General features: G+C 73.0%; 10 protein-coding genes. 6 read left to right on the top strand and 4 right to left on the bottom strand.

Features of this window, described 5'->3' with window-relative positions:
- Positions 1-78 precede the first annotated feature (78 nt).
- Together FHR33_RS05640 and FHR33_RS05635 are read left to right on the top strand one after the other, a co-directional pair.
- On the top strand, positions 79-3,423 hold the full coding sequence (locus tag FHR33_RS05640; RefSeq protein ID WP_183644471.1) for a serine/threonine-protein kinase: 3,345 nt from the start codon (positions 79-81) through the stop codon (positions 3,421-3,423).
- Between the two features lie 111 nt (positions 3,424-3,534).
- Complete coding sequence (locus FHR33_RS05635) at positions 3,535-4,443, top strand: SMP-30/gluconolactonase/LRE family protein (protein WP_183644468.1); 909 nt, start codon at positions 3,535-3,537, stop codon at positions 4,441-4,443.
- Here the strand turns inward: FHR33_RS05635 and FHR33_RS05630 are convergent.
- Positions 4,440-7,631, bottom strand: coding sequence for a GH92 family glycosyl hydrolase (locus FHR33_RS05630; protein WP_312895376.1), 3,192 nt, complete (start codon positions 7,629-7,631; stop codon positions 4,440-4,442). The genes FHR33_RS05635 and FHR33_RS05630 overlap by 4 nt on opposite strands.
- 184 nt (positions 7,632-7,815) lie before the next feature.
- Between FHR33_RS05630 and FHR33_RS05625 the strand changes: the two genes are divergently transcribed.
- The gene (locus FHR33_RS05625; RefSeq protein ID WP_183644465.1) at positions 7,816-9,246 is read left to right on the top strand and encodes an acyl-CoA carboxylase subunit beta; all 1,431 of its coding nucleotides are present in this window, start codon (positions 7,816-7,818) and stop codon (positions 9,244-9,246) included.
- Between the two features lie 72 nt (positions 9,247-9,318).
- Here FHR33_RS05625 and FHR33_RS05620 read toward each other — a convergent pair whose 3' ends face one another.
- Positions 9,319-12,030 carry an AAA family ATPase gene (locus tag FHR33_RS05620; RefSeq protein WP_183644463.1) on the bottom strand — a complete coding sequence of 904 codons (2,712 nt, stop codon included), beginning with the start codon at positions 12,028-12,030 and terminating at the stop codon, positions 9,319-9,321.
- Between the two features lie 131 nt (positions 12,031-12,161).
- Positions 12,162-13,910, bottom strand: coding sequence for a 2-isopropylmalate synthase (locus FHR33_RS05615; protein WP_183644460.1), 1,749 nt, complete (start codon positions 13,908-13,910; stop codon positions 12,162-12,164).
- A 283-nt stretch (positions 13,911-14,193) separates the two neighbouring features.
- Here FHR33_RS05615 and FHR33_RS05610 point away from each other — a divergent pair, with 283 nt between their 5' ends.
- From FHR33_RS05610 to FHR33_RS52465, 3 genes are all read left to right on the top strand, one after another.
- Positions 14,194-15,096, top strand: coding sequence for a UbiA family prenyltransferase (locus tag FHR33_RS05610; RefSeq protein WP_183644457.1), 903 nt, complete (start codon positions 14,194-14,196; stop codon positions 15,094-15,096).
- A 339-nt stretch (positions 15,097-15,435) separates the two neighbouring features.
- On the top strand, positions 15,436-16,263 hold the full coding sequence (locus tag FHR33_RS05605) for a sensor histidine kinase (protein WP_183644454.1): 828 nt from the start codon (positions 15,436-15,438) through the stop codon (positions 16,261-16,263).
- Entirely contained in the window at positions 16,253-16,921 is a 669-nt protein-coding gene (locus FHR33_RS52465; protein WP_183644451.1) for a response regulator transcription factor, read from the top strand. The genes FHR33_RS05605 and FHR33_RS52465 overlap by 11 nt, the downstream gene beginning before the upstream one ends.
- Here FHR33_RS52465 and FHR33_RS05595 read toward each other — a convergent pair.
- Positions 16,897-17,859, bottom strand: a complete 963-nt coding sequence (locus tag FHR33_RS05595) for an aldo/keto reductase (protein ID WP_183644448.1) — start codon at positions 17,857-17,859, stop codon at positions 16,897-16,899. The genes FHR33_RS52465 and FHR33_RS05595 overlap by 25 nt on opposite strands.
- Positions 17,860-18,115 lie beyond the last annotated feature (256 nt).

Genomic DNA, 18,115 nt, shown 5'->3' with positions numbered 1-18,115 from the left:
GCGGGCGGTCGAGGGCCGGCCGATCAGAAACGGTGCGCCATCGCCAACTTTCCGGCTCCGGAGGGCATCCAACACGCCATGGGGGATGCGCTGATCGACGGAGACCCGCAGCGGCTCGGCGGGTACTGGCTGGCGGGCCGGGTCGGAGAGGGCGGCCAGGGGGTCGTCTACGAGGGCTACGACGCCGAGGGCGTGCGCGTCGCGATCAAGGTGTTGCGCGGCGACCCCTCGGTCCAGCCGCGCCTGGCCAAGGAGGCCGCCGCGGCCCGCCGCGTCCCGGCCTTCTGCACCGCCAGGGTGCTCGACGCCGACCTGGAGGGACCGCGGCCCTACATCGTCTCCGAGTACGTCGAGGGGCCCAGCCTGCGGCAGGTGGCCAAGGTGTTCCGCGGAGACGAGCTGCACCGGCTGGCCACCGCCATGGCCACCGCGCTGACGGCGATCCACGACGCGGGCGTCGTCCATCGCGACCTCAAACCGGACAACGTGCTGCTCGGCCCTGACGGTCCGAGGGTCATCGACTTCGGGGTGGCCCGCACGATGGAGATGTCGCTCACCTCGGCGGGGCTGGTGGCGGGCACACCCAGCTACATGGCGCCCGAGGTCTTCTCGGGGGAGCGGGCGGGCGCGCCCGCCGATGTGTTCGCCTGGGGCGCCACCGTGCTGTTCGCCGCCACGGGGACGGACCCGTTCAGGGCCGACTCGCTGGGCGCGGTCATGCACCGCGTGCTGTCCCACGAGCCCGACCTGTCGCCGCTGCCCGGCCAGGTCAAGGAGCTGGTGGCCGCCGCGCTCGCCAAGGACCCGAGGCAGCGGCCCACCTCGAGGGAGCTGCTGCTCGCGCTGGTCAGCGGCGACGGTCTCGACACCGCCAGGCTGCTGGCCCAGGGCGCGGGTTCGGCCGCCGCCATGGCGTCCGGCGCCGGTGAGCAGGCCCGCGACCCCGCACTCGGCACTCTCGCCGAGGACGCCTACGCCGCGCTCGGCCCTGCCGAGCGCGAGCTGGTGCCCGAGCTGTTCCTGCGTCTGGTGACCGTCACCGACCAGGGCGACCTCACCGTACGCCAGGCCGCCCGCGCCGAGCTGCCCTCCGGCATCGAGCCCGTCCTCGAGGCGTTCGCCTACCTGGTCTCCGGCGGTGACCCGGTCAGGCTGCTGCGTCCCGCCCTTCCGATGGCCTGGCCGCGACTGCGCGCCTGGATCCAGGCGGAGAGGGACGGCCTGGCCGTGCACCGGCGAATCGCCGCCGCCGCCACCAGCTGGGCCTCAGGCGGGCGCAGGGAGAGCGACCTCTTCCAGGGCAGCACGCTCGACGCCGCCCAGCGCTGGGCGGCCACGGGCCGCAGGAACATCACGCTCACCCCCGCCGAGCGCGACTTCCTCGAGGCCGGCGTCGCCCTGGTCAGGCGGAGGGGCCGCAGGGTGCGGGCGATCTCGGTCGCGCTGGCCGCCATGCTGGCGCTCGCGCTGGCCGCGGGTGGCTTCGCCGTCCAGCAGAGCAGGCAGGTGGCCGAGCAGCGCGACGTCGCCGAGTCGGGACGGCTGGCGGCGCTGGCCGACTCCGTCCGCGCCAAGGACCCGGTGCTGGGCATGCTGCTCGGCGTCGCGGCGCACGACATCGCCGCCACCCCCCAGGCCATGGCGGCGATGTACCGCGCTCTCACCTCGGCGGCCACCAGGTCGTTCACCGATCCCGCCGCCGTCGCCGTCAGGGCGCTCAGCAAGGACGGCCGCCGGCTGTTCAGCGCGTCCGACGGCGAGGTGAGGGTGTGGGACACGCACACGGGACGCAGGACGGCCGCCTTCCGCCACCAGCGGGGCAAGCTGCTCGGGATGGCGCCGAGCCCGTCCGGCCGCACGCTCGCGATCGCCACCGAAGGGGGCGGGATCCGGCTGTGGGACACGGCGAAGCGCGCCGTTCTCGAACCCCGCTACCCGGTGGCCGAGGGCGCGGGTCAGTACGACTTCGACGTGTCGTACAGCATGTCGGAGGATGTTCTGGTGGTGCACGGGGGACAGGGCGCCACCTACTGGAACCCCCGCACGGGAGAGAAGACAGGGGTGCCCACGCTCGGCGGGGACGTGGAGGTGACCGCCGACGGCAAGACGGCCGTGTACACGCTGCTGGGCTCCGCTCTGCGCCGCCAGCCGTTGCCCGATGGACGAGCGAAGACGTGGTGGCACTGCCCGTGGCGGTGCCAGACGTACGCGCTGAGCCCGGACGGCACGAAGCTGGCCGTCCCCGGGCCCGACCAGAGCATCCAGATCCTCACCGTCCGGACGGGCAAGGAGTCGGACAAGAGCATGCACGACTGGAAGGGCGGCGCCATCTCCTGGAGCCCCGACGGCAGGTTCATCGCCGCGCTGGACGACAGGGGACTGCAGGTGTGGTGGGCCCACGACGCCACGCCGGTGCTCGACGAGCCCGTCGCTTCCGGCGCGGACGGCCTCGCGTTCGACCCCGACGGTCACACCCTGCGCTATCTCGCGGGAGACACCGTGGTCAGCGTGCGGCTCGACCTCCAGCCGCGCCGAGGCGCGAGCGGCGACCTGCTCAGCCCCGACGGCCGCCTCCTGCTGAGCGGCGGCAAGCTCCACCACCTCACCACGGGCGCGACGATCACCCTGCAGGAGGAGCCCCAGTACCCGCGCGTCTTCAGCGGGGACGGCGCGGCCGTCGCCGTGGGCGGCGACACCGCCGTCCACGTCCTCGACACGATGACGGGCAGGCGAACGACCGAGCTGCCGATGAGCGACGAGTCGCCCCAGGGCCTGGCCTTCAGCCCCGACGGCGCGCGCCTGGCCGTCTCGGGCCAGACCTTCGTCAGCATGGTCGAGCTGCCCGGCGGCAGGCAGGTCTGGCGGGCGCCGGCCGACATGGCCAACGAGCTCGCCTTCACGCCCGACGGGCGCCACCTGTCCATCGGTGAGCGCTTCCTGGACGCGACGACCGGACGGCCGGCCGTCGCCCGTCCTCTCGGGGCGGAGGTGCGAGGGCTGGGCTTCTCCACCGACGGCACCGTCTTCGGCTGGCCCGAGGGCTCGGCCAGGATGGCCTTCTGGCGACGGGGAGCGGCGCGGCCGTCCTCCGCGCCGCTGCGCGACCTGCCCGCCGACCGGAAGCTGACGTTCTCGCCCGACGGCTCCCTCGTCGCGGCCGTCAACTTCGAGGGCATGTGGGTCTACGACGTCGCCTCCGGCGTCGTGATCGCCGCCGTCGAGGACCCGTCGATCGCCCACGTCGGCTTCTCGGGGGGCCGGCTGCTGGCCCTCGCCGGCGGGCGGCTGACCGAGTACCCGATCGATGCCGCCCTGGTGACGGCGCGGGCGTGCGAGAGGGCGGGACGCTCGTTGAGCGCGGCGGAGTGGGCGGCGTACGTGCCGGGCCTGCCGTACAGGGAGGTCTGCGCGACAATGCCATGACCGGCACGGGGCGGGGCGGAGGCGACGGTCACGGGCGGACCGGAGCAGGGACGGGGCCCTAGCCCGGCGGGGCAGATCTTGGTAGGAAGGTGGGCACCAAGGAGGTGCCCGGTGCATCTGATCCCCGTGGAGTTCGAAGCGTTCGACCGCCGCATCGCGGGGGTCGCGGGCGACCGTCACATCGAGCGGCTCCACCGGGGCACGCGCTGGGCCGAAGGGCCCGTCTACGTCCCCGCGGGCCGCTACCTGGCCTGGAGCGACATCCCGAACGACCGCATGCTGCGATGGGACGAGATGACCGGCCAGGTGGGGCCCTTCCGGCAGCCCGCCGGCTACGTCAACGGCAACACCCTCGACCGCGAGGGCAGGCTCGTCTCGTGCGAGCACGGCGCGCGCCGGGTGACCAGGACCGAGCACGACGGCTCGCTCACCGTGCTCGCCGACCGGTGGCGCGGCAGGCGGCTCAACAGCCCCAACGACGTGGTGGTGAGGTCCGACGGGTCCGTCTGGTTCACCGACCCGCCGTACGGCATCGAGAGCGACTACGAGGGACACCGGGCCGAGCAGGAGATCGACGGCTGCCACGTCTACCGGGCCGACCCCGGCACCGGCGAGGTCCGCGTGGTGGCCGACGACTTCGCCCGGCCCAACGGCCTGGCCTTCTCCCCGGACGAGCGCCTGCTCTACGTCGCCGACACCGAGCACGGCCACCTGCGGGTCTTCGAGGTCACCGGCGACGGCGCGCTCGCGGGCGGCAAGGTGTTCGCCGAGCACGAGGGCGAGGGAGGCTTCGACGGCATGCGCCTGGACGAGACCGGCCGCATCTGGGCCGCCGTCGGCCAGGCGATCCACGCCTACCACCAGGACGGGACGCTCCTCGGCAGGCTGCGCCTGCCGGAGAGCGCCTCGAACCTCGTCTTCGGCGGTCCCAAGCGCAACCGCGTCTTCATCACCGCGACCACGTCCCTGTACTCGGTGATGCTGAGCATCCGGGGCGCCGAGCCGGTGTGGGCACGCTAGGCGAACGCCCAGGTGAACAGGTGCAGCCGGCCGTCACGCGGGGTGGAGAACGTCAGGCTCCGCACCTTCTTGCCCGGGTCCAGGGCGATGGGCTGCGAGGCGTAGACGTGGGCGGGCACGGGCTGGAAGGCCCATGAGCCCCAGAACAACCGGTGCGGGGTCCTGGCCACGACCTCGTTGCCGAACCGCGGTTCGGCCGACCCGAAGTCCAGGATCCAGTCGCTGAAGCCGAGCTTGCCCGAGCTGGTCGTGCCGTCGGTGTAGGTGACGGTGACGTCCGCCTCCGGCCAGCCGTTCACGCCCGTTCCCAGGAAGGACAGGCGGGTGGCGCCGTCCGGCGCGGCCACCTCCAGCGGTTCCTCGCCGGTGCGAACGTTGTCCCATTCGCCGCGCTTCCTGTCCGGCCAGGTGAAGGTGAAGTCCCGCCACTTGACCCGGGCGCCCGGGGTGAGTCCCGCCTCGGCCAGGGCCTGCGCCGAGAGGCTGAAGCCCGGCCCGTCGATGTTGGCCTCGCCGGGAGCGTCCGCGTCGCCGATGCCGGCGTTGTTGTGGTGCCACTCCGGGGTGCCGCGCGCGGCCACGTTGAGCCGCACCGAGGCGGTGAGCTCGCCCACGACGACCGGCACGGTCAGCACGCCGCGCGGCACGTCGCCGGACACGGAGATCTCGACCGCCTGGCGGGCCTGGCCTCCGGCGGCCAGGCTGAGCGTGCCGCGTGCGGGTGACACGGTCACGCCGGCCGGCGGCCTGGCCTCCCAGGTGACCGTGGCGGCCTGGCCGAGCGACCGGACCGCGAGCTCCGTCGCGAGCGCGCCGCCCGGCTCGACCGGGCCGCTGCCGCGGCTGAACCCTGCCAGGTACGGCTTCGTCCCGCCACCGAACGACGGCGGCGCGTCCTCGGGGTCGGCGCCGAAGTCGCGGTCAGGGGAGGTGCCGCGGACGAAGTCCAGCCGCCCGCCGCCCGTCGCGAACGACTCCGGCAGCCACGCCCGGTCCGTCGCCGCGCCGTTCACCCGGAGCGACCTGATGTACGGCCCTGCGCCCCGGGCGTCCACGACGATGTCCCCGCCCGGCCGGTCGATCGTGATCCGCTCGAACAACGGCGTGTTCACCAGCAGCTCGGCACGGCCGGGGATGGCGGGGAAGAGCCCCATGGCCGACCACACGTACCACGACCCCATCGCGCCCAGGTCGTCGTTGCCGACCAGCCCGTCCGGTCCCGGCTTGAACAGCTCCTGCTGCACCCGGCGCACCAGCGCCTGCGTCTTGTACGGCTGGCCGGTCCACGCGTACAGCCACGGCGACGGCAGCGCCACCTCGTTGCCGAGATAGGCGTGTGCCTCGGCGGGCCCGGCGTTGAGCTTGGCGAAGTACGTGTCGAGCCGGGGGACGACCTCACGAGGGCCACCCATCGCGGTGAACAGCCCTGCCGGGTTGTGCGGCACCATCCAGTGGTACTGCGCCCCGTTGCCCTCCATGTACACATCGGGGCTTGCCGGATCGAAGGGCGAGGTGAACGCGCCGTCGCCCTGGCGCGGCTGGATCCATCCGGTGCCCGGGTTGTAGATGTGCTGCCAGGCCTGCGCGCGCCGCATGAACTCCGCGGCCGTCGCCCGGTCGCCGAGCCGGGAGGCGAGCTGCGCGATCCCGAAGTCGGCCACGCCGTACTCCAGCGTCGCCGACGGATCGTTGGGCACGTGCCCCTCACGCATGAACGCGGCGTTTCCCGGCCGCTCGTCGTAGCCGAGCAGCGGATGGCCGATGTCCCGTGGGCCGGTCCGCCTGGCCGCCTCGGCCATCGCCCGCAGCGCCGCCTTCGCGTCGAAGCCGCGCGCGCCGAAGGCGTACATGGTGGACACGATCGCGTGGTACGGGTCGCCGACCATGACGCCGGTGACCGCCGTCTGGTGCGACCACCGGTCCCACACGTTGCCGACGGCCTGCGCGTTGTCGTACATCGACTGCGCGATGTCGGCGCCCACGTCCGGCGCCAGCAGGGCGAGGAGCTGCACCTGGCTGCGGTAGATGTCCCACCCGGAGAAGGTCGCGTAGTGGTGGCGGCCCGGCCGCACCTGGTGCGGTTTGTGGTCGAACCCGGTGTACGTGCCGTCCACGTCCTCCGAGACGTGCGGCTGCAGCATCGTGTGGTAGAGGTTGCTGTAGAAGGTGCGCCGCTGGTCCTCGGTGCCGCCGCCGATCCGCACCCGGCCCAGGCGCTCGCGCCACACGCCGCTCGCCTCGCGGGCCACCTCGTCCAGGCCCTTGGCGGCGATCTCGGCCTGGAGGTTGCGCCGGGCGCCGTCGATGCCGACGTACGACAGCCCGACCCGCATCTGCACCGGCCGTGCCGGGTCGAACTGCAGGTAGGCCCCCGAGCCGGGCCCGTTGACGGTCACGTCTCCCGGCGTGACCAGGTCGCCCCTGACCTTCGCGGGGGCGGCGTTGGCGACCGTGCTCGCGCCGGGGCGCACCTCGCCGTCCTTCCAGGTGCCGAACGCGGTGACCGGCTGGTCGAACGTGGCGTGGAAGTAGATCTTGTATCGGGTCGGCGGGCCGCAGAACCCGCCGGTCTGCACCCAGCCCTCGACGGTGTTCCCGCTGACCCTGGTCTCGCCGTCGTCGACGCCGTTGACCGAGCCGCTGGTGTTCAGCAGCACCGTGCCGGGCTTGCCCTGCGGGAAGGTGAAGCGGGCGACGCCCGCCCGCATGCTGGCGGAGAGCTCCGCCTTGACCCCGCTGTCGAGCGTGGTGCCGTAGAAGCCGGGGGAGGCCCGCTCGTTGTCGTGCTTGAACGTCTGGACGTAGTCCTCGCCGTGGGTGGCGGGCGAGCGGCCGATCGCTCCCGAGTACGGGATCACAGGGAAGTCCTGTGCGCCCGTGCACCCGGGCCCGGAGATGTGCGTCATGGAGAAGCCGCGCAGCCGGTCGTCCTCCCACCGGTAGCCGCCGCCGGCGTTGGCCACCGTGTCGGGGCTCCACTGCATCATCCCGAACGGCAGGACGGCCCCGGGGAAGGTCATGCCTCCCCCTCCGCCGTGGTCGAAGTCGGGCGCCGCCTCCTTGGTGCCGTGGAAGACGTTGACGAGGGAAACGGGGTCGCGCTCCACGGCCGCGTCAGGTGGGGCGCCGTACGGGAAGGCCGTCGCCGCGAGCAGGGCGGTGACGATCGGCAGGGACCAGTGAGACACGACCGTCCTCCAGAGGTGGGATCGCCGTATCGAACCCCGGCCCCGCACGGCCGGTCAACGGACGGAAACCACGGCCACAACCGGCCACCGGCCCCGCCGGTGAACAGGGGTTGGCAGGTGGCGGGGGCGTTGACACATTCGCCGTGACCCCGTCTCCGTGACGAGCATGTGAGGGATGCCAGCGATGACCGTCGTGTCCACGGTTCCGATCGAAAGCTCCGCGGCCCCCGTCGCCGATCCCCGCGCGCCGGCCGTCCGGTTCTCGCGCCTGCTCGATCCCGGCTCCGCCGTGCCGCTCCACGAGGACGACGACAGCGGCGTGTCGGCCGTGCGCGGCCTGGTCGACGGAGCTCAGGCCGTCGCCTTCTGCACCGACGCGAGGCTGATGGGCGGCGCGCTGGGCGCGGCGGGCGCGGGCCGGATCGTCCAGGCCATCGAGGCCGCCGTGCGCATGGACTGCCCGGTCATCGGCCTGTGGCACTCGGGCGGCGCCAGGCTCGCCGACGGCGTGGAGTCCATGGACGGCGTGGGACGCATGTTCGCGGCCATGACCAGGGCGTCCGGCGTCGTGCCGCAGATCTCGGTCATCCTCGGCCCCGCAGCGGGGGCGGCCGCGTACGGGCCCGCGCTCACCGACGTGGTCGTCATGTCCGACGCCGGTCGCGTGTTCGTGACCGGCCCTGAGATCGTGCGGAGCGTCACCGGCGAGCGGATCGACATGGTGGGGCTGGGCGGGCCCGAGGCGCACGGCAGGAAGTCGGGGGTGGCGCACGTCCTGGCCGCCGACGAGGCCGACGCCTTCGCCAGGACGCGCCGCCTCACCGGGCTCTTCGCCCGGCACGGCGCCTGCGACCCCGCCGCGCTGCGCGGTTCCGGGGACCCGCGCGCCCTGCTGCCCTCCTCGTCCCGGCGCGCCTACGACGTTCGGCCCCTGGTGCGCGCCCTCCTGGACGGCGACGGCCGGATGGAGGAGCTCCAGCCACGCTGGGCCGCCAACATGCTCGTCGCGCTCGGCCGGCTCGGCGGGGGCACCGTCGGCGTGCTGGCCAACAACCCGATCCACAAGGGCGGCTGCCTCGACTCGCTCTCCGCCGAGAAGGCCGCCCGGTTCGTCCGCATGTGCGACTCGCAGGGCATCCCGCTCGTCGTGCTCGTGGACGTCCCCGGTTACCTGCCCGGCGTCGGCCAGGAGTGGGGCGGAGTGGTGCGGCGCGGCGCCAAGCTGCTGCACGCCTTCGCCGAGTCGGTCGTCCCCCGGGTCACGCTGATCACCCGCAAGGCCTATGGCGGCGCCTACATCGCGATGAACTCCCGCTCGCTCGGCGCCACCACGACGTTCGCCTGGCCGGGAGCCGAGGTGGCGGTCATGGGCGCGGAGTCCGCCGTCGGCGTCCTGCACCGCAAGGCTCTGGCCGCGGCCCCGGAGGAGGAGCGCCAGGAACTGCGCGCCCGCCTCGCCGAGGAGCACCGGCGCACGGCCGGGGGCCTGCGGCGGGCCGTGGCCCTCGGCGTCGTGGACGAGGTCATCGCCCCCGAGACCACCCGGTTCAGGCTCGCCGACGCGCTGGCCCGCGCGCCGCGCGCACGCGGCGGTCACACGAACATCCCCCTGTGAGCGACTCCGTCAGAACCCCCTCCCGGCCGGGGCGGGTACGAAGGCCGGCCGGGGGGTACGAAGGGCCCGGGGTCAGCGCCGCTCTCCGGTCAGGCTTTCGGGCAGGTCGGCGCGGCGTGTCACGCTGAGCTTGCGGTAGACGCGGGTCAGGTGCTGCTCCACCGTGCTCACCGTGATGAACAGCTTGGCGGCGATCTCCCTGTTGGAGTAGCCGTCGGCCGCCAGCGCCGCCACCCGCCGCTCGGCGTCGCTGAGCACCGGCCGCGCGCCGGGCTCCTCGCCCGACCACGCGCCGTCACCGCCGTCAGGCAGCGCCCGGCTCAGCACGCCGGCCTGGCACTCCTGGGCCAGGGCGCGGGCCCTGCGGCTCAGCACCGCGGCCCTGCGGAACTCGCCGACCTCGTGGTAGGCCTCGGTGAGGCCGGTCAGCGACCTGGCCAGCTCGTACTTGTCGCCGCCCTCCTGCAGCAGCTCGGCCGACTGGCGCAGCAGCATCACGCGGTGGCGCTTCTCGGCGGTGGCGGCCAGCACGCGCAGCGCCATGCCCTGCACCCGCCTGGACCCGCAGGAGCGCGCCAGCTGCTCCTCCACGAGCAGGCGGGCCTCCTCCGCCTCGCCGAGGGCGATCAGGGCCTGCGCCGCGTCCAGCCGCCAGGCGATGAACTCGGCGCTGTCGAGCTCCCAGGCGCCCATGAGCTCGCCGCACAGCCGCAGATCGCGCAGCGCCTGCCGGGCCTGACCGGCCGCCAGATGGAAGCGGCCCTTGCCGTAGAGGTACTGCAGCCCGAACCGGGTCTCCAGCATGGCCTCCGGCACCGGCCGGGTGGCCGGCGGCAGGAACTCCTCGTGCCGGCCCATCGCCGCGCCGGCCAGCAGCAGGCTGCCCAGCGGCCCGCCGACGGCCACCCCCCAGCTGTCCGGCGGGATGAGCTCCAGAGCGCGCCGGGCGTCGGCCGCCGCCGCGGCGGGGTCGCCCCGGCGCAGGCCGATCTCGGCGCGGATGGCCGACAGGCGGGCCTGCCGGCTCGGGGCCCTGCGCGAGGCCGCCTCGGCGATGAAGGAGTCGCACCAGGGCGCGGCCAGGTCGGCCCTGCCGGTGTACGTCAGGGCCAGCAGCGCGCTCTCCACCGTGTCCATCGACATCTCGTCCAGCCGCGAGCCGCGCAGGATGCGCTCGGCCGTCGCCGCCGTCTCCGGGAGCGGGCCCTGCGTCAGCGCGCGCACCAGCGCGTCCGCCGACTCCGTCCGGCGGTCCGCGCTGAGGGAGTGGGCGGCGCCGCCCGTCTGCTCGTCGGTCAGCTCCGGCAGGTGCCGCAGGAACGAGGGGCAGCTGCTGCGGAACCAGGCGTGCGCCACGGCCAGCTCCGCCACCGCGTCCCGGTCCAGCTCGTCCAGCTTCCTCAGGTGACCGAGGACGTCCCTGGCGTCCTCGGCGTGGCCGTGCCACAGCAGCGCCTTGGCCAGCACCACGGCGTCGCCGCCGGTCAGGTGGCCCTGGCGCAGCGCCTCGGTCAGGTCGGCCAGATGCCCTGCGGGCGTGCCGGGGTCGATCCGCCACTTGGCCCGCACCAGGGTGGTGGCGATCCTGGCGCGCCGCCGCTCGTCCGGGCAGGATCGCAGGGCCAGCATGAGGTACTCGATCGCGGACTCCACGCCGTCGTGCCGCAACGCCCGCGCCGCCGCCTCCTCCAGGACCGGCAGCGCCCACGGTTCGCTCGCCTGACCGGCTCTCAGCAGGTGCCCTGCCACCAGCGGGGCGGGCGCGCCGTCGCGGTAGGTCAGCTCGGCGGCCCGGCGATACAGCTCGACGCGCTCATGCTCCTCCAGCCCGGCCAGCACGGCGGACCTGGCGGCCTCGTCGCGGAACCGGCCGCCCTCCAGCAGCCCGGCACGGGTCAGCTCCTGGATCGCCTGGGCGGTGGCCGTGTCGTTCTGGCCGAGCAGCCGGGAGACCGGCGCGGCCTCGCCGAGCACGGCCAGCGCCCGCGCCACCCGGGAGGTGCCGTCCCCCGCGCGGTGCAGGCAGGCGAGCACGGCCTCGGCGTACCGCTCGCCCCGGCCGTCCCCCGCCCTGTGGTCCTCGATCAGCGCGTCCACCAGCAGCCGGTTGCCGCCGGTCAGCGCATGCCAGCGCGCCGGCGCGGCGCCGGTGTCCCCGGAGGCCAGCCGCGACACCTCTCCAGGGGACAGGTGCTCGAGGCGGACCGAGCGGCAGTGCGGTTGCCGCAGCATCTCGGCGTGCAGGCTCCCGAGGGCGCGCGGGTCCGGCACGCTGAAGGCCAGCATGACCTTGGCGTACGCGATCCGCCGCGCCAGGTGCGACAGGCACTGCTGCGAGGCGCGGTCGGCGTGGTGCAGGTCGTCCACGACGATGAGCAGCGGGCACCGCTCCGACAGCTCCAGCAGCACGGTGCAGAGCGCGTCCACGATCAGCACGTCCACCTGCTCGCCGGCGGACACGCCCGCCTGGCCTGTCGGCAGGTGCCCGCGGGCCCCTTCGCGGAGCAGACCGACGGCCGTGGCGCGGTTCCGCTCGGTCATCGGCGCGCCGAGCACAAGCTGCGAGAGCACGCCGAGCGGAAGCGCGCTCTCGGCCCGCGAGCCGGTGGCGGTGAGCGGGAGGGCGCCATGGTCGAAGGTGTGCTCGGCGAGGCCGTACAGGAGCGCGCTCTTGCCGGTGGCGATCGTGCCGGTCACCATCGCGACGCGGCCCCTGCCTGCCACCGCCTCGTCCAGGAGTTCCCGCAGCGTGGCCATCTCGTGCCGCTGGACGTCCTCGGCCATGACGGCCCTCCTTCGTTCAGTAGGGGAGCGGTCGACCTGATGGAGTGCGCAGGTCGGGGTCAGGGCCGGGGCGGCGGTTCGGCCGCGGCCTCCTTCTCGTGACGCGGGTCATCTCGGTCTCCTCCCGGAGGTCAGCCCGCCGCCGCCAGACGGCGCGGCTCGGGCAGGGGGCGGGACGGGCGCAGCCGCGGGTGGCCCGCGAGCCGGGCGCCTCCCGCGCGCACGGCGGAGAACGCGGCCGCGACCGCGTCGGCGCCGATGCCCACGCCCCACGCGACTCCCTCCATGCCGGTTCCGCCGGGTCCGCCTGTGGCGCATTCGGCATAGACCACGACGTCGCGCGGGGAGCGCTGGGGGAGGGCGGCGCGTTCCGGCGTCATCGCCGGCTCGTCCAGCGAGGGAGCGGTCCTGTGCACGGCGCGCACGTCGATCCCCCACGGGCCGAGCGCCGCGCGAAGGTCGCGCGGCCCTTCGAGGGCGCAGGCGCCGTCGACCCAGAGCGTGACGGTGACCGGCTCGACCCCGTGCTCGCCCGGCGCGCCGTTATACACGTACTCCTTGCGGAACAGCTCGCCGATCCGGCTCGGGGACAGCTCGCCGCCTTCCGCGTCGGCCTGCGCCTGCACCCGGGCCGCCAGGTCGGCCTGGAGACCGCGGGGCAGGTCGAGCCCGTGCCAGGCGCTCATCACGTACGCGACCCCGCCCTTGCCTGACTGACTGTTGACCCGCACGACCGCCTCGTAGGTCCGCCCCACGTCCTTGGGGTCCACCGGCAGGTACGGCGTCCGCCACGGGAGCTCCCCTGCAGGCACCCCGGCAAGGGCCGCGAGCCGTTCGCGCTCGTCGAACCCCTTCTTGATCGCGTCCTGGTGCGATCCCGAGAAGGCGGTGTACACCAGGTCGCCCGCGTACGGGTGCCGCGGGTGGACGGGCATCTGGTTGCACTCCTCCACGGTGCGCCGGACGGCGTTGATGTCGGACAGGTCGACGCCAGGGTCGATGCCGTGGACGAACAGGTTCATGCAGAGCGTCACCAGGCAGACGTTGCCGGCCCGCTCGCCGTTGCCGAACAGGCAGCCCTCGATCCGCTCGGCCCCGGCCAGGAGGGCCAGCTCGGCCGCGGCGACTCCGGTTCCGCGGTCGTTGTGCGGGTGGACGGACAGGCACACGTGCTCGCGGCGGGACAGATGGCGGTCGAGCCACTCGATCTGGTCGGCGAAGACGTTGGGCAGCGACCGCTCGACGGTGGTCGGGAAGTTGAGGATGATCCCCCGGCCCGCCTCCGGCTGCCAGACGTCCATGACGGCCTCGCACACCTCCAGGGCGAAGTCCGGCTCGGTCTCGTTGAACAGCTCAGGGGAGTACTGGTAGCTCAGGTCGCAGCCGCCGAGCACGCGCTCGGCACGGTCCATCATCACCTGTGTGGCCCGCACCGCCATGTCGCGGCAGCCGGCGCGGTCGAGGCCGAACACCAACTCCCTGAAGAGCGGCGACGTGGCGTTGTAGATGTGGATCATCGCGCGGGGCGCGCCCCTGAGGCAGTCCACGGTGGCCCTGACGAGTTCGTCGCGGGCCTGGGTGAGCACGGTGATGCGCACGTCGTCGGGGATGAGGTCCCGTTCGATGAGCAGCCGGACGAAGTCGTGGTCGTCCTGGCTGGCGACGGGGAAACCGACCTCGATCTCCTTGAAGCCCGTGTTCACCAGCAGGTCGAACATCATGAGCTTGCGTTCGGGGGACATCGGGCGGGGCAGCGACTGGTTGCCGTCCCGCAGGTCGGTGGAGAGCCACCGGGGAGCCGAACGGATGCGCCTGCCCGGCCAGGTGCGATCGGTCAGATCGAGGGGCGTGAATGCGGTGTAACGTCCGGCACCCTGCATGGTGGATTTTCCTTTCGTGGGTGACCCTCGTTTTCCTGAAGTGCTCGGAACAGGGGTTGGAAATCCGCAGCGACGTTTCTAAGGTGGAGGATCCCCACCCCGCGTTCATGTACCGGTGTTATGGCCGGACGTTATAGGGGCTCCGGCGGCCGAGCAATACGGGCATCAGGAGTTCGGTGGGAATAACCCGTGGAAGCCTGCCGCGTATCGAAAGGAGCAGGGCCCGCTACAACCTTCGGATCGCTCCTTATCAGTGGCGCCGCCCCCGATCACAATGCGAGTCATGGCAGCCTTCCACCCGCGCGCCCTCGCCTTCTGCGTCGCCGAGGCTCGTCCCATGGTGCTGGCCATCTCGGCCATGCGCTACCTGACCGGCGTCGCGCTCGCACTGCCCGCCGCCACAGCCGCCGCCTCCCTCCCGCAGATCTCCCAGGGGGCGGTCGCCTGGGTGCTGTCCATCTTCGCGGTCTACCTCTACAACGGTGTCACCGACGTCATGGAGGACCGGATCAACGGTTCCGGCCGGCCCATCGCGAGGGGCGACCTGGACGCGCGGGTGGCCGCCGCCGTGGCCGCGGGCGCGGGCTGCCTGGCGCTCGTCGCGACGTCGGGCCTGCCGGCGCCGATGTTCTGGATCGTCGCGGCCAACCTGGTGCTGGGCTACCTGTACTCAGGCCCGCCATTGCCGCTGAAGTCCAGTTCGGGCGGCACGGTGGCGGTGCTGTGCCTGTCGGGCCTGCTGTCCTATCTGGCGGGCTTCACCGTCGCGACGGCGGGCGGGGGCGTGGCCGCGCCGACCGCGCTCGTGCTGTTCGCGGGCGTCGCCATCTGCTGGATGGTGTTCGTCGGCGTGCCCGCCAAGGATCTGTCCGACATCGCGGGGGACGCGGCGGCGGGCCGGCGCACCCTCGGCGTGCTGCTCGGGGAGCGGATGTCGAGGCAGGTCATGGTGGGCGCGGCGGTCGTGCTCCTGGCGGGGTTCGGCGTGGCTGTCTCGCTCCTGCGGGTGCGGCTGGGTGGCGTCGTGCTGGTCCTGGCGGCGGGGGTCGTCGCGGTGGCGGTCGCGGGCCTGCTGGCGGCCCCGCGACCCGGGGGCGAGGACCGCCGCCGCACCCGCCGCCCGTATGGGGCGTTCATGGGGACGCAACATGCGCTTCATCTGACCGCGTTTTTGTCCTGGATCTGACCGAAATGTTGCATGCGTCTCCTGGTCGCGCGATAGTTTGGGGAACGCTAAACGCTCGACGGCGGAGGGGGGACATTGGAGGCCGCACACGGGGCCACGGGGGACCCTGCGGAATTAGTCGAATCGTGTCGTGATGAAATCCTCAACGAATTCGAATCGGCCCTGCAGTCCGCCGGAAACGCCGTCTTCGCAGATCAGAGCGCTCGTGAGCAGGCACTGCGCACCGCCCGCCACGTGCTGGACGACGTCACCGCTACGCTACGCGCTGGAAAGGTACAGATAGGTGAGCTCTATCAATTCCAGGCACGAGAGCTGGGAAACGTGCGTGCGGCCGGAGGGGTGCATCCCAAGTCTTCACTTGAGGCGGGCTCACTTTTCTTTCGCTCGGCGCTGCGCCATCTGACCCGCCGGATCGCGGCCGCGTACGAATCGCCCGCCGACGTCATCGCGCTGGCCATCGGCGGCCTGGAGGAGAGCCTGTCCCAGCGGGTCAGGGAGTCCGCCGACGGCTACCACAGCTTCCTGCTCAACCAGGTCCACGAGGCGCAGGAGGACGAGCGCCGCCGCATCGCCCGCGAACTGCACGATCGCATCGGGCACGGCGTCAGCGTCGCCCACCAGCAGCTCGCGCTGTCCGAGGTCTACCGGCCCGTCGACGCCGCCCGCGCCGCCGCCAAGATCAGCCTCGCCCAGCAGGCGATTCAGGAGACCATGGAGAACCTCCGGCAGATCACCTCCGAGCTGCACCCACAGGTCCCCGTCAAGAGCCTGGAGAAGTCACTGATCGGTTTCCTCGAGACCGTCGAGGACGACGTGGGCTCCGTCAGGCTGGAGGTGAGCGGCGACGAGTCGTGGGCCAGGCCGCGCGTGCTCGACGAGGCGTTCCTCATCGTCCGCGAGGCCGTGCGCAACGCGCTCGGACACGGCCGGCCGAAGATCGTCCTGGTCCGGGTGGACATCGCGCCGCACGAGCTGTCGGCGTCCATCCAGGACAACGGACGCGGCTTCGACCCCTCACGGGCGCGCGAGCGCGGCGGCGTGGGCCTCACGTCCATGCGCGAGCGGGCCGAGCTGCTGGGCGGCCGGGTGCTCATCTCCAGCGAGCCCGGGAGCGGGTGCCTGGTCGAGCTCTTCGTCCCCCTCAAGAGGCGGGCCGGTGAACAGTAGGGCGACCAGCGCCGAGATCTCCGTGGTCCTCGTGGACGATCACGCCCTGTTCAGGGAGGGCCTGCGGGAGATCCTGGAGTCGGCCGGCGGCATCAGCGTGGCGGGCGAGGCCGGCGACTCCGCCACCGCCGTGCGCGTGGTGGCCGAGACCCGGCCGGACGTGGTGCTGCTCGACGTGGAGATCCCGGGCGACGAGGTCACCGAGACCGTCGGCCGCATCCGCGAGCTCTCACCGCACAGCGGGATCATCATCCTCAGCATGTACGACGGGCCCCACCTGCTCACGCGGCTGCTGTCGGCGGGCATCCGCGGCTACCTGCTCAAGAGCGTGCACCGGCACGAGCTGATCTCGGCGGTGCGCAGCGTCCACGAGGAGCCCTCCCGCCTGGTGCTCGCCGTCTCCCGCAGCAGCCTGGCCCGGGTGGAGGCGCCCTCGGCGGGGGTGCTGTCGGAAAAGGAGCTGGAGGTGCTGCAGCTGGCGGCGCAGGCGCTGAGCAACAACCAGATCGCTCGACGCCTCGGGCTGGCGGAGGCGACGGTCAAGCGCCACATGCGCAACATCTTCGTCAAGCTCAACGCCGCCTCCAGGATCGACGCCGTCAACAAGGCTCTGGCCGCCTCGCTGATCCCGCCTCAGAGCAGGGGCGGCGAGGACTGACCCGCGGGGCAGGCGGGGAAGAGCTCGGACAGCGCCTCGCGGGTCTCGGCCGGCAGCTCGACCGACGAGGCGGCGAGGTTCATCTCCAGGTGGATCGGGTCACGCGTGCTGGGGACCGGCACGACGCCGTCGTCCTGGGCCAGGAGCCAGCTCAGCGCGAGCCGCCCCGCGCCCACGTCGAGCCGTGCGGCCATGGCCTCCAGCGCCTTCAGCCGGGGGGCGCCCGAGTTCCGCTCCGCAGGACCGAAACGGGGATCGGCGTGCCGCCAGTCGCCGGGCTCGAAGCCGGGGTGCGGCCCCATCCGGCCGGTGAGGAACCCCCGGCCCAGTGGGCGGGCGGCGACCACGGCGATGCCCAGCTCGCGCACCGTGGCCAGCAGGCCGGGCGCGGGCCTGCGGCCCCACAGGGAGTACTCCACGGCGAGCGCCGTGATCGGGTGCACGGCGTGCGCCCTGCGCACCTGCTGAGGCGTGCCGCCGGTCAGCCCCAGGTGGCCGATCTTCCCTGCCGCCACCAGCTCCGACAGGCGCGCCACGCTCGGCTCGACGGCCAGGCGCTCGTCCTGGCAGTCGAGATAGAACAGGTCGATGCGGCCGGTGCGCAGGCGACGGAGTGAGGCGTCGCAGTCCCGGTCCAGCGAGCCGGGCCGCCCGTCGAACTCCTCCGTCCCCCGTGGGCCGTGGCGGCGCACCCCGCCGCGCGTGGTCACCACCACCTCCTCGCGCCCGGCGACGGCCCTGCCGATCAGGCTCTCCACCTGGCCCCCGGCGTAGAAGCCGGCCGTGTCGAGCAGGGTCACACCGGCGTCGAGCGCCGATCGGATCAGCCGGTCTGCGTCGGCGGCCCCGGTATGGCCGTAGACGCCCGTCAGGGCGAGCGACCCGAGCCCCACGCTGGAGATAACCGGCCCCGACGGGCCGAGCCTCGTGTACCGCACGAATCCCCTTTCATTCCGCCGATTTCCGGTGCGCCTCTCCAGTGAAAAGGAGCGCCAAATCCCATGGCAAGCCCCCACTTCACAAATAACGGGATTCGGTCGTTAACCCCGGCGGCCCCCTGCGCATGATAGGGGGCCACCCATGTACGCGGCCACGCCGGAACCCCTATCCGTACCCCTGAAATACCGATGACACCCATAAAGATGATTGCGCTTCCTTTCGGGGGTCGTGGACGGTGGCTAATGTGCCGGTTAT

The sequence above is a fragment of the Nonomuraea dietziae genome (genome assembly GCF_014195505.1).
Lineage (GTDB): Bacteria > Actinomycetota > Actinomycetes > Streptosporangiales > Streptosporangiaceae > Nonomuraea > Nonomuraea roseola.
Note: the sequence above shows the minus strand (reverse complement) of the source record. Positions and strands in the feature narration are given on the sequence as shown.